The 12,972-nt window shown below is 60.0% G+C and carries 10 protein-coding genes; 8 read left to right on the top strand and 2 right to left on the bottom strand.

Annotated elements, in window-relative coordinates; translation table 11 throughout:
* The first annotated feature begins 3 nt into the window (after positions 1 to 3).
* Positions 4 to 3,768 carry an SNF2-related protein gene (locus tag AB4Y42_RS38030; protein ID WP_368697116.1) on the top strand — a complete coding sequence of 1,255 codons (3,765 nt, stop codon included), beginning with the start codon at positions 4 to 6 and terminating at the stop codon, positions 3,766 to 3,768.
* Between the two features lie 464 nt (positions 3,769 to 4,232).
* On the opposite strand, the gene AB4Y42_RS38025 is transcribed toward AB4Y42_RS38030, so the two are convergent.
* Positions 4,233 to 5,588 carry a tyrosine-type recombinase/integrase gene (locus AB4Y42_RS38025; RefSeq protein WP_368697115.1) on the bottom strand — a complete coding sequence of 452 codons (1,356 nt, stop codon included), beginning with the start codon at positions 5,586 to 5,588 and terminating at the stop codon, positions 4,233 to 4,235.
* Positions 5,589 to 5,833: 245 nt separating this feature from the next.
* A complete protein-coding gene (locus AB4Y42_RS38020; protein WP_368697114.1) occupies positions 5,834 to 6,829 on the bottom strand; it encodes a restriction endonuclease in 996 nt (331 codons plus the stop codon).
* Positions 6,830 to 7,240: 411 nt separating this feature from the next.
* Here AB4Y42_RS38020 and AB4Y42_RS38015 point away from each other — a divergent pair, with 411 nt between their 5' ends.
* The 7 genes from AB4Y42_RS38015 (at position 7,241) to ggt (ending at position 12,932) form a co-directional block, all read left to right on the top strand.
* Complete coding sequence (locus tag AB4Y42_RS38015; RefSeq protein ID WP_368697113.1) at positions 7,241 to 7,600, top strand: helix-turn-helix domain-containing protein; 360 nt, start codon at positions 7,241 to 7,243, stop codon at positions 7,598 to 7,600.
* Between the two features lie 92 nt (positions 7,601 to 7,692).
* The gene (locus tag AB4Y42_RS38010) at positions 7,693 to 7,917 is read left to right on the top strand and encodes a SymE family type I addiction module toxin (RefSeq protein WP_368697112.1); all 225 of its coding nucleotides are present in this window, start codon (positions 7,693 to 7,695) and stop codon (positions 7,915 to 7,917) included.
* 98 nt (positions 7,918 to 8,015) lie between these two features.
* Positions 8,016 to 8,804, top strand: coding sequence for a GntR family transcriptional regulator (locus AB4Y42_RS38005; RefSeq protein WP_368697111.1), 789 nt, complete (start codon positions 8,016 to 8,018; stop codon positions 8,802 to 8,804).
* 62 nt (positions 8,805 to 8,866) lie between these two features.
* A complete protein-coding gene (locus AB4Y42_RS38000; RefSeq protein WP_368697110.1) occupies positions 8,867 to 9,685 on the top strand; it encodes an ABC transporter substrate-binding protein in 819 nt (272 codons plus the stop codon).
* Between the two features lie 15 nt (positions 9,686 to 9,700).
* Positions 9,701 to 10,468 (top strand): amino acid ABC transporter permease, encoded by a 768-nt coding sequence (locus AB4Y42_RS37995; RefSeq protein ID WP_042265588.1) that lies wholly within the window; start codon positions 9,701 to 9,703, stop codon positions 10,466 to 10,468.
* Between the two features lies 1 nt (position 10,469).
* Positions 10,470 to 11,270: an amino acid ABC transporter ATP-binding protein gene (locus AB4Y42_RS37990; RefSeq protein WP_368697109.1), complete on the top strand. Its 801-nt coding sequence runs from the start codon at positions 10,470 to 10,472 to the stop codon at positions 11,268 to 11,270.
* Between the two features lie 69 nt (positions 11,271 to 11,339).
* Entirely contained in the window at positions 11,340 to 12,932 is a 1,593-nt protein-coding gene (ggt, locus tag AB4Y42_RS37985) for a gamma-glutamyltransferase (protein ID WP_368697108.1), read from the top strand.
* The last annotated feature ends 40 nt before the right edge of the window (positions 12,933 to 12,972 follow it).

The raw sequence follows: 12,972 nt of genomic DNA, 5'->3' as shown, positions 1-12,972 counted from the left end.
GGGATGATCCGATTGTTCGGTTCAAAGAGCAGGGGAGGCCAATTCGAAGGCCGTTCCGCGTCGAAGGTCGATGTGTCTTGGGGGCGCGATGGCGTAGCATTCGCCCCAAATCCTGCTGATTCCGCGTGGCTCGATCGGCCCGCTGCGTTCGGCGCGGATTCGGAACTAGTGCTGTTGCTTCGACAATTGGACGAGGAAGGCTACGCCAAGGCGGGGCCGTCCGGCGCATTGATAGATTGGGAGTCCTATTACCAGCTTGAAGCCGCGGAAAGCCATTCCGCTTCGCTTGATCTGTTGAAGCTGCCTCCCAACCGGGGCTGGCGCCCGGCGCTGTCCAGCCGAGGCGGGCTCTCGGATGCGAATTTCTCCATCACCATCCAAGGCTGGCGCGATCCGTCCGGCGCAGAGCCGGGAGGAGACGTGGAGATCCAGGGGGCGATTCTCTCAGCAGACGACAAGCAATCGCTGCTCTCCGAGTCAGCATGGCGCGCCGTCCAAGCTATCGCCGAGCGGCGCTCCAGTTCGGCCGAAAGGCGCAGCCCCGAAGGCAACAAGCGCGATTGGGCTCGAATAAGGCGGTACGCCATTGACGCCAAGGCCGATCTTGCCGATTTCCTTGCCAAGACCGTCGTGCTGACCCCCGAGCGGATTGACATCCAAATGCGCAAGGGCGGCGAGGGGGCCCACGATATGGTGGAGATCATGCCAGGGTTTGACGGCGCTCCGAGCCGATGGCTAGAGATTTTTGATCGATTCGAAGGAGTCCCGGATCGCTACGAGATACCCGATGGCTCGGGCTTGGTCCACGTCCTGCTGTCTGAGGACGCGCGCATGGTTCTGTCAGAGATTCGGCGCATGCCAGGGCGCCGGGTGGCCGGCGCCCGCGCGGAAGCGTTCCTGCGTAACCCGTTCGCGACGCTTGGCCCCTCGGCAGCAGCCATGATCGACCCGGATCAGTTCGAGCGCGCGCGTGAGGATGCTGGCATAGTTTTCGCAAGATTCTCCGCAAGCGTCATCGAAGATCAATCCGGCTATCCGTGCGAAGTGGGTTTGCTCGTTGAGGAGGTCTTTGAGGGCGAAGTGGTGGCAGAGGAGTCCAAATTCGAGTCCGCCTCCGAGCTCGAATCGTTCGTCGCCAAGATAGAAGGGCGCATTGCCGCTGGCGCGCAGTGCTGCCATTGGAAGGGCTTCGATCTCGAAATCCTGGGTGACTCCCCGGATCAAGTCGGGAAGCTGCGCTCCGCGTTAGCCAAGCTCGCCCAGCCGCGCAGGATCAAAGCGTCCGACATCTTCGATCTGCTGTTGTATTCCGAGCGCATCGAAGGCTTCGGCGTCGAGAAACCCTACTACTCGCCCTTCATCGCCAAGAAGAGCGTCGACGGCGGTTGGGTGCCGGAGAATATCGACCTTGGCCTGTGGTTCACCGACCCCAAGGGCGAGACGGTGGCGATACCGCTTGATGGGCGCGACTTGGACAAGTTCCGCAAGGAGATCGAGCAGGCCGAGCAGGAGAGTCGAGAGACTTTCTCATTTCCTGGGTGCCCAAAGCCTGTGCCGACGGGCTGGGCTAAAGAGGCTCTCGAAACCTTGGGCAAGGTCAGGGAAGAAGTCAAAGGCGGCAACTACGACCCCGGCAAAGACAAATCGGGTCGAAAGGCGGTCGAGCGCACGGGCTTGGTGGTCAAGCCGAACGTGGATGGGCTCGACTACGAGGAGCGGCGTGGGGAGCTGTCGGCGGACAACGCGCCGCCTGCGTTGCCATCGAGCCTGCGTCCCGGGATCGAGCTCAAAGACCATCAGCGGGAGGGCTTGGCTTGGCTGCAAAAGATGTGGCGGCATTCACCGTCAGCATGCCGCGGCGCGCTCTTGGCCGATGACATGGGCCTTGGCAAGACCATCCAGTTGTTGACCTTCATGGCCTCGCTGATCGAGGCTGAGCCCCGCGTCGATCCTTTTTTGGTCATCGCGCCCGTTTCGCTGCTGGACAACTGGAAAGCCGAGATCGAGAAGTTCTTCGTTGATGGGGCGATGGATGTTCTTATGCTCTATGGCTCAAATCTCGCGGCCAAGCGTGCACCGAAGTCCGCGCTTGATGACGTGCTGATTGAATCGGGTTCGCCCAAGCTCCTCGCTCCAGGCTGGCTGGGATCGGCCAAGGTGGTACTGACGACCTACGAGACCCTGCGCGACTTGGAGTTCTCCCTAGCCGCGCAGAAGTGGTCGGTGGTGGTTTGTGACGAGGCTCAAAAGATCAAGAACCCCAACGCGATGGTGACGCGGGCGGCCAAGAAGCAGAACGCTAGGCTCAAAATCGCGTGTACCGGCACGCCCGTCGAGAATACGCTCGCTGACCTGTGGTGCCTGTTCGACTTTGTGCAACCGGGCTTGCTCGGCTCCTTGAAGGACTTCGGCGGCAATTACCGCAGACCCATTGAGGCAGAGACCGACGACGAGAAGGCACGCATCGAGGAACTACGCGCCCTCATCGAGCCGCAGAAACTGCGTCGCACCAAGGCAGAGGTTGCGAAGGACTTGCCTAAGAAGCTCCTGCATGAGGGCTGCCGTAAGCTCCCGCTGTCCGCACGCCAGCGGGCTCTCTATGCGGATGCGGTGGCCCAGTTCAAGTCGCGCGGGCAAGGGCAGGGCAGTGGCCTGCAATCGCCCTTGGGGCTTTTGCAATACCTGCGCCGCCTTTGCTCCGATCCGCGGCCTCCCGGCTATATCGCCACTACCGACGAATCCGTCGAGGTCACCAGGAAGGCTTCGCCCAAGATGAACTGGATGCTTGGGCGGCTCAAAGAAATTGAGGCGTCGGGATCTGGCGACAAGGTCATTGTCTTCTGCGAGTTTCGGGACTTGCAGCGGGTCATCCAACGGGCCATATCCGAGGTGTTCGGCTTTGTGCCCGACGTGATCAACGGGGATACCTCGACCGAATCCGGCTCCGCCAACAGCCGTCAAGCTCGCATTACGGCATATCAGGACGCTCCGGGTTTTGGCGTGATCATCCTTTCCCCACTCGCTGTTGGCTTCGGCGTTAACATCCAAGCCGCCAACCACGTCATTCACTACACCCGCACATGGAACCCGGCCAAGGAGGACCAGGCCACTGACCGCGCATATCGTATTGGGCAGCGAAAGGACGTGCATGTTTACTACCCGGTCGTGGTCGGCGGGGATTTCGTGACTTTCGACGAAAAGCTCGACCTCCTGCTTGAACGTAAACGCACGTTGTCCCACGACATGCTCAATGGGTCTGGCGATGTGACGCCATCGGAATTCACAGACATCCAAGCACCTGGCGGCGGCTCACCATTCAGCGAAGAGCCTTTCGACCCGGCCGATGTCGGTTCCCTAGGGCCGGATGCGTTCGAGGCCTTCTGCGCGCTGATGTGGAGCAAGCAAGGCTACTTGCGAACGATCAAGACGCCCAAGACGGGTGATGGCGGCGTGGACATCGTGGCCATAGAAGGCAATCGCGGCGCGCTCATCCAATGCAAGAGCTCCGGCGTTGAGGGCAAGGAGATGGGCTGGGAGGCCGTCAAGGATATCTCGGCCGGTTCGGCGGCCTATTCGGCGCGATATCCCGGCGTCGAGTTCCAGCTCTTCGCCGCCACCAATCGCCGGTTCAATCAATCGGCCCGACAGCAAGCGTCGTTGCTGAATGTGACGTTGATCGAAGGCGGCGATCTGATGGATTTGCTTTCCAAGCACCCTACCAAGCGCGGCGAGCTCGATCGTTTCGCGATGGCTGGCTGGTCGCGTTGAGGAATACATGGCAAGGAGTGGAACGTGTAGGCGCGCGTTCTGGTTGCGTTCTGGTTTGTTTACCTTGGACGAGCATCTATCACGTCAACGGCCATTCTCTCTGGGCCGAGTGAGCAAGTGTTTGGTTGGTGGATAAGCTGGGGTAGGGAAGCAAAGTTGGGGGCACTTTTGGGGGCAACTTTTCCTTCTCAGTTCGGGGGATGGTTATCTGTATTGCGGTCGGGAGTTCGATCCCGCGTTTGATGCAGCGCAAAAAAAGCGCGTCCCATTTGCAGGATGCGCATTCCTGTCCGCTTAATCGTCGAAACAGCGGCATCGGCGTGGCAGGTTCGCCAAAGAGACGCTCACCTGGCGTCAATGGGTGACGACAGTTGCGCGCGCACAGAATTCATCTGCCGGCGCGATCGGTTCCCTATCCCCGTCGGGCGAGAGGCGAAGAGGCGAACGGTGCATCACTTCAGGGCTCAAACTTGATTAATTTTCGCCTGCTCAAGCATCCACGCTTCAATCTTGTCATGCCACATTCGTAAAAGATCGAGAGGGCGACGTCGGTAGTGTTTTTCAGCAAGGGCAGACGGCTTATGCCCTTGGATTTGGGCGACAACGCCGACGGGAACCTCGACCCACTCCGACAACGTTCCGAATGATCGGCGCAGGCCATGCAGCGAAATATGAGGTAAACCCGTTGGCGCCAACGCTCGATTGTGCGCATGACGTGGTTCGGCAATTTTCCCGTCCGATGCCGTTTTGCTGGCGAACACCCACTCGGATGGCTCCCACCGTTCGCCCCTTTCAGCGAGACGGGCGGCTTGCCGCTTATTTGGTGGCATTTCGTTTAGACGTTGAAGATTCCGCAATAGGCTCGCCAAGTACGGGGTGAGCGGAATAGTTCGGCCGCCAGTACCTTCCACTTTGTCGTTCATGGTCAGGCTGCGCCACCGGAAGTCTACGTCCTCCCAACGCAGCGCGGCCAACTCCTCTCGACGGGCGCCGGTGATCAAGAGGCCTTGAAGGTACGCGCTAATTACTGGATTGGCGATGCCACGTACCGCGTTAAACCATACAGATAGCTGTTCGCGCTGAAGGCAGTCGTCCTTCGCGGCGCTGCGAGGGAGAATGCCCTTGACTTTAGGCGAAGCATATGCGTCTTGGGGAATTATGCCCCCGTACGTCTCGTGAGTGTCGCACCACCGAATGAACGCCTTGAAAAGGCCGAAGGCATGGCCAGCATTCGTTGGTCCCCTGGGTATTTCAGATTCGAGCCACTCGGACATGCATGTTGCCGTGATCTCGGTTAACTTGCGCTTCATGAGCGGAGCCAATGGACCACGCACTTTTTCTTTGCCGCCGCGTTTTGCAATGCCTCCGCCGGGCGACGAGAGGTTGATATGGTCGAGGATATATCTCTCCGACCGCGGCTTTTTCGTTTTGGGCGAGATCTTTGTTCGCAGATGCTCTAAGTAATGCTCCCACGCTTCGCCGACAGTTACGTCCTGACGGCGCTTCGCTGCCTGCCGGGCTTCGTGTGCGGCCTTTTGCTTCGCCTCTTGTTCGCGCGGATCAACGCCGCCGTCAATAAGCGTCTGGAGACCACGTGCTCGCTCCTGAGCTTTGTCTATCGACCAGCTCCGCGGGTCGCCGATCGTGATCCGCACAGTCGAGCCATGGATCTTCCCTTGGAAAATGTAAGCCTTGGCTCCTCCGGCTGTGGCTCGCAAGCCGAGTCCCGGAGTCTTGCTGTCCCAGAGAAACGACTGCGACTTGCCATGTTCGCAGCGATGCGCCTCTACCCGAGCTGCAGTGAAGTTCACCTTCGCCACCTAGCCTCCTTGTTCGTAAGTTGGCGATCTCATGTAACCACCATGTAACCGAATTATGCGGCAATGGAGGTATGCGGATCAACCCTGATGCGAAGGGCGGTGACGCGAAATCATTGAAATACAATAGGTTATGAAATTGGATCGACGCCGATCTAGTCCGATAAACGTCAACTTGTTCGCATTCGCAATGCGAAGGTCGGGAGTTCGATCCTCCTCCGCCCGTTAGAAAGATCATTTGCACGACCTCAAGCAGGCAGATACGTCCTCTTCAGCGGAACCAGACGTTTCGTCTCCGCATCCGTAGCTTCGTAGTGGTCGATCAAAGCGCGCACGACGTGCTCCGATGTCCAAAGGGTTAGTGGAACCGAAGCACGATCCGCCTCGTAATATGCCTCCTTGCTGAACCCCCCTGTACTGACGTACAAGCCGCGGTCGTCTGGATGGCGTCCACCGAGAAAACTTCGAATCTGCTGAGTCCCCATCTGGCCTTTTCGATGTTTCACCTCGACGATAATTCGGGGATGCTCGAATCCAAAGCCATCTGGTGACGCGATGATGTCTTTACCGCGATCGCTGCCAGCCGGCGACACTTGCGTCTTGTACCCCATTGCACGAAGAATCCCTGCGACCAATTCCTGCATTTCGGACCAGTCGAGACCATTCACGATGTCTTTGATGCGTTCGACTGCGAGAGATTCGAGGCCAGTCAGTGGGTCAGCTTCAGCTTGCTCTTCCAGGACTTCGGGAGAGGGGCTCATGGGTTTTCCAGCCACTTCGCCAAGCAGTTCCTGCATCGCAAAGTCTGCAACGACGAAGATGGTAAGGGTTGAACCGAGGCTATTTTTGCTCGGATCACTCAAGCTGTCCCGTTCGACCTCCTTGTCCGTCCACACCACTGGCCGCGCGAGCGTCATGCCGAAATCTAACAACTCTGGATGATATTGGGCATCTCCGGTTACCTTTCCAATGAGATAGGTGCGATTCGCCGGTGAATACGTTACGACCCAATCATCGATCTTAATTTCGTTCATGAAGCGCCAGACCTGCGATGCACCCGAAATGGCCGTCTTAACTTTCGCGCTAGGTTCGATCAATTGGTATAGGGAGATCAGTTCTTGGCGAGTCATGCCCGCTTTGACATGTGGCGCGAAGTTGGTCCAACCAATAGCTGCGATACCTCGTTCACGAAAATCGTCATAAAGACTCCCGCCTTCGGCCCGAATCATCCACATGGTGCTCATGCAATCTCCTTGTTCGATGCATGAAGTCTACTCTGGTCAGAGAGGTGCAATATTGAGATCAGGTAATATTTTCTTCGGGTTGTTATCGTTATGGGTGACGGCCGCAGTGGTCTGTTTGCTATTCGATCCAGTCCTACCGGACTCGGTGCTAGCCAATTCTACTCATTGATCTAGTAGTTAAATTCGGAGCTTTCTAAGGCCGCGCTGGCGGTCAGAGCAGGCCGCAAGTTAGCTATCAATTTCTTCTTCGAGACGCACATCTATTATTTGATCATAGTTAACAAGTCATTAAAAATAATCGGATTAAAAACGACTCAAGAATTTAGCGATAGTAGATTCGCTACAATGAATGGTGATTTATGAATTCAACGCGTTATTTCCATTCGTGTGCTGTCAGATCTGGATTTAGCCATGAACGAAAAAGATCAAGAGTTTTTTATTGAGCTTGGCGAACGCATTGCCAGGGCGCGAAGAGCGCGCGGCATGACGCAACAAGAATTAGCCGAAGCGCTTGGAATCGCACAGCAAACGCTAGCTCACTATGAAGTCGGGCGCTCTCGCGTGCCGGCATCGTTGCTCCCAGCGCTAGTAGAACAGTTGATGTCCTCTTTCGAAGAGTTGCTGTGCAGTCCAGCCGCGCGACGGCCAGGCCAAGGAAGTCCGATATCGCGCCTCCAACAGCAAATCGCCGCAATCGAACAACTACCCAAGCCCAAACAGCAGTTCGTCTCACAAATGTTGGACACCGTGCTCGCACAGGCACGGAAGTAGTAGGAGTCTCTATGCAGTAAACGAAGCGCGGGCCATGAGTGTTACCGCACTCACGGCCCGCTAACCAAAACCAACTCACCCAGGAGTTGACGATGGCTGACGCCAATCTTAATGCATCGCACGCCCATCCCGAGCGCCGCGTAACCATCCAGCAGTCCTGGCGGTACCGCAAGTACAGTTCGCGGGCAAGAAATGACCCGCCGCTTTACCCCTGGCTCAAGCTTTCCGGCCGTTGGCTCGAAGTCGCAGGCTTTGAACCAGGCCAGCGCGTTCGAATCATGGTAGAAGACAAAAGGCTGGTGATCACCCCAGACTGATCCGCCCGTCAGACAAAGCCAGCACCAAACAAAGAAGGCCACGAACCCACAAGGTTCGTGGCCTTCACGCCTTCCGCAGCCCCATCACCAAATCTTTTTTGAAAGACTGGATCCACAAATCCACTTGGAGTAATCTGCCCCAACGACTCAGCAACCGCAATGGCATCCTCCCGCACCGCACAAAACGGATCAAGCGCACAAAAATGCCTGCCACCAGCGTCCGCAACACCGCCGGCCTAGCCTTAACAGCCGAGGAAGAGGCCTACCGCTTCCTTCTGGAAGCCATCATCGAAGGCCGCTACGCGGCAGGCCAGCGCATCGTCGCCGAGACGGTTGCAGAAGAACTCTCAATGAGCCGCATGCCAGTGCGAGCGGCGCTAAAAAGACTGCACACAGAAGGCCTGATCATCCAGCGCCCCAACCGAGGCGCAATCGTCCGCGGCCTGACCGTGGAAGAAGTCCAGGACATCTTCGACATGCGCATCGCGCTCGAATGCCTGGCCATGCGCGTCGCCGCCCCCCGCTGCACCGAAGCGCATCTCACGAAGCTCCAACGCCTGCTGGAAGACATGGATGCCTGCGTAGGCGACACCGACACCTGGGTCCAACGCCACTGCGCGTTCCACGAATACCTGTGCGAAATCAGCGGCCGCACGCGCCTCTACCAGCAAATTCACTCGCTCTACACGCTGATCGAAGGCCCCATGCGCCTGTGGATCGAGCAGGCCACCTTCAGACGCAAACGCGCGCGCGACGCCCACCAGATCCTCATCGACGCGCTGCGCACCCGCGACCCCGCGCAAGCCGAGCAGGCGCTGCGCGAGCACCTCGAATCAACCGTTCCCCAGATCATCAAGTTCCTCGAATCGCCCGCGTCACGAGCGTAACGCGTCGGCGTCCTAACTGTCGTCGTATCTCACGCAGCTCACTCTCAGCCAGGAGCCTCTCGATGTCAGCAAAACAGTTCAAGCGTCTTCGTCTCGCCGCCTGTGCAGGCTTCGCGCTCCTCGCGCAGGTTGCCGCCGTCTCCGCGGCGCAGGCCGCCGATCTGGGTCTAGTGAAAGGCGGCACGCTCACTTACTGTTCGAGCATGGACGCGCCGCCGCTCGCGTCTTACGACGAGAATCAGCAGCCGCGCGGCTTCTCCGTCGACGTGGCGCATGACGTCGCGAAGCAGCTCGGCAATCTCAAGGTCGAGTGGAAGGTCATGTCGTTCAGCGGGCAGATTCCGGCGCTGCAGGCGAAGCAATGCGATCTCGTGATCGGCCAGCTCTTCGACAAGCCCGAGCGCCGCCAGATCATCGACATCGTCGACTACATGTATTCGAGCCAGTCGATCATGGTGCCGCGCGGCAACCCGCGCCACGTGCGCTCGCTCGACGATCTTTCGGGCATGAAGGTCGCGGTGCTCAACGGCACGACCATCAGCACGCTGCTCGACAAGGAAAACGACAAGCTCAAGGCTGCGGGCAAGCCGCCCATGAACATCGTCGTCTATAGTTCGGATGCCGATGCATTTCAGGCCTTCCGCCTGAATCAGGTCGATGCCTATGGCACCACGTCGGAAAGCGCGGCGCACTTCCAGCAGGTCTCGGGCGACATGTTCGAGGAGGCGGTGCCGGGCTTCAATCGCATCGCGACCGGCATTGGCGCGCGCAAGGGCGAGCCGCTTTCGCCGGCTGTGGCGAAGGCTGTGGCCGATCTAGTGAAGAGCGATCGCTACGGCAAGATGCTCGCCACCTGGAAGCTCGAAAACGATCGCCTGTGAGCGCGGGGTGAGGCCATGAATTTCAGTTGGGAAATCTTCCGGAAATTCCTGCTGGACCCAAGCCCGGCGTATCTGCACGGCTTGTGGCTCACGTTCTCGATCAGCGCGTGCGCGATCGTGTTCGGCGCCACGCTCGGTCTGATCGTCGCGCTCATGCGGCTTTCGTCGAGTCTGCCCGTGCAGTATCTCGCGCGCGGCTATATCTGGGTCATGCGCGGCACGCCGCTGCTTATGCAGATCGTGTTCCTGTACACCGCGTTTGCCGCGGCGAACATCTTTCACTTTCACGATCTCGACTTCGGCATCATTTCGCTGCCCGGCAATATTCAGGCAGCCGTGCTTGCGCTGGGCATGAATTCGGCCGCTTATCAGGCGGAGATCATTCGCGCGGGTTTGAGTTCGGTGGATCGCGGGCAATACGAAGCGTCGCGCTCGCTTGGCATGACTTCGGTGCTGCTCATGCGCCGGGTCGTGCTGCCACAGGCGTTCCGCGTGATCGTGCCGCCGCTCGGCAACGAGTTCAACGTCATGCTCAAGAACACCACGCTCGTGAGCGTGATCGGCGTGCCGGAACTGCTGCTCAGCACGCAGATGATCACCTCGGTGAACTTCCGCGTGTTCGAGCTATATCTCGTGCTTGGCATCTACTTCCTCGCGCTCACCACGCTCTGGGGTTTCGTGCAGCGGCGGCTCGAAGCGCACTTCGGCCGCGGCGAGGCGAAGCCGGCTGCGAATACGCGTCTGTTCGGCGCGCAAACGATGAAACTGCTGCGGGGGCGTTGACATGAACGAAGCACGCGAAATCGTCATCGAGGCGTCGGACATTCACAAGTCGTTCGGCCCGACCAAGGTGCTCAACGGCATTTCGTTGAGTGTCGCGAAGGGGGAAGTGGTGGTGCTGATCGGCTCGTCGGGGTCGGGCAAGACCACGTTCATCCGCTGCCTCAATCTGCTCGAGTCGTACGACAGCGGGCGGGTGCGCGTGAACGGCCATCTGCTCGGCTTCGTCGAGCGCCCGAACGGCACGCTGGTGCGCGATTCCGCGCGCCAGCTCGCACGGCAGCGCCGCGATATCGGCATGGTGTTCCAGCGCTTCAATCTATTTCCGCACATGACGGCGCTGGAGAACGTGATCGAGGCGCCCATCCATGTGCTGAAGATGTCGCGCGAAGAGGCGATCAAGCAGGCGAAGGCGCTGATCGCCCGCGTGGGTCTTGCCGATCGCGCCGACCACTATCCGTCGCAGCTTTCCGGCGGCCAGCAGCAACGCATCGCCATCGCCCGCGCACTTGCGATGCAGCCGAAGGTGCTGCTCTTCGACGAGCCCACCAGCGCGCTCGATCCGGAAACCGTCGGCGAAGTGCTGCAGGTGATGAAGGAGCTGGCGGAGGACGGCATGACGATGGTCGTCGTCACGCATGAAATGGGCTTTGCTCGCGAGGTGGCCGATCGCGTGGTCGTGCTCGACCAGGGAGAGCTGATCGAAGAGGGACCGCCCGAGCGCATCTTCACTGCGCCTTCGCATCCGCGTACGCAGACGTTCTTGAAGCGCACGTTGCGAACCGCCATGCCCGCGTCCGCGTAGGCATGAGCCGCAATGCTGCGTCACGTGAAATAACACATCATCAGGACACCAGAAGAGGAGAACGCTTCGATGCGTAACTTCGAAACGCCGGGACGCTCGCTCGTCATGGCTCGCAACGGCATGGCGGCCACTTCGCACCCGAGCGCGACGCTCGCCGCCGTCCAGATTCTCACCGCCGGCGGCAACGCCATGGATGCCGCGATCGCCGCGTGCGCGGTGCAGTGCGTGGTCGAACCCGGCTCGACGGGCATAGGCGGCGACTGTTTCGCGCTCTATTCGCGCGGCGGCACGGATGACGTGATCGCCTACGACGGCTCCGGCTGGGCCCCCGCTGCAGCAAGCGCCGAGCGTCTGCGCGCCATGGGCGTGGAAACCATCGCGCGCCATTCGCCGCACGCCGTCACGGTGCCGGGCGCGGTGGACGCATGGACCACGCTTCATCGCGATCACGGCCGGCTGCCGCTGCGCGACGTGCTTGCCCCGGCAATCCGTTACGCGGAAGAAGGCTACGCCGTCGCGCCGCGCACAGCGCACGACTGGGCGGCAGAAGTCGAAACGCTTTCGCGCGACCAGGTCGCGCGTACAACGATGCTTGTCGAAGGCGCAGCGCCGCGAGCGGGAAGTACGCACCGTCAACCGCGCCTCGCGAACACGCTGCGCGCCATCGCCGAAACGGGCCGCGACGCGTTCTACCGCGGCGCCGTTGCGGCCGATCTCGTCGCGCAGCTTCAGGCGCACGGCGGACTGCACACGCTGGAAGACTTCGCCGAGTTCCGCGGCGAATACGTCACGCCGATTCGCGCGAAATTCCGCGGCTACGACGTGATCGAATGCCCGCCGGCGGGGCAGGGCGTGATCGCACTGCTGTTGCTGCGCCTGCTCGACAAATACGACGCCGAAGGCAGTCCGCTCGACCCCGACCGTCTGCATCGCGAGATCGAGGCGGCCAAGCTCGCCTATGCAGTACGCGACGCCGTGCTAGGCGACCCGCGCCATGGCGGCGTCGATGTCGAACGCCTGCTTTCCGACGACTACGTGGACAGCCTGCGTAGCCGCATCGACCTCGAAAGCGTCCTGGACCCGGCCGCCGCGCTCACCCAGGTCGAGCACCGCGACACGGTCTACATCACCGTCGTCGATCACGATCGCAACTGCGTGAGCTTCATCAATTCGTTGTTCTATCCATTTGGCAGCGGGCTGATGGGCAGGGAATCCGGCGTGATGCTGCACAACCGCGGCATGAGCTTCTCGGTCGAGCCAGGACACCCCAACGCGATTGCGCCGCACAAGCGTCCGATGCACACCATCATTCCCGGGATGGTCGCGCGCGACGGTCGCGTGCAAATGAGTTTCGGCGTGATGGGCGGCCACTATCAGGCCATGGGCCACGCGCACTTCCTCTCGAAGGTGCTGCATTACGGCCTCGACATGCAGGCCGCGATGGACCTGCCGCGTGTCTTTCCGCGCCCGGGCACGGGCACCGTGGAAATTGAATCGACTTTGCCCGCCAACGCGCGCGCCGTGCTCGCGGATCGCGGCTTCAAGCTCGTGCCCGCTGCCGGGCCGATTGGTGGTTCGCAGGCGATCCGCATCGACTGGGAGCGGGGTGTGTTGACCGGCGCGTCCGATCATCGCAAGGACGGCTGCGCGTTCGGGTATTGAAGCGGCATGCGGTCGAAAAGAAAGGGGCGCGAGCGCCCCT

Source organism: Paraburkholderia sp. EG286B (genome assembly GCF_040965655.1).
Classification (GTDB): domain Bacteria; phylum Pseudomonadota; class Gammaproteobacteria; order Burkholderiales; family Burkholderiaceae; genus Paraburkholderia.
The sequence above is the reverse complement of the archived record's forward strand: the minus strand, read 5'-3'. Positions and strand labels throughout refer to the sequence as shown.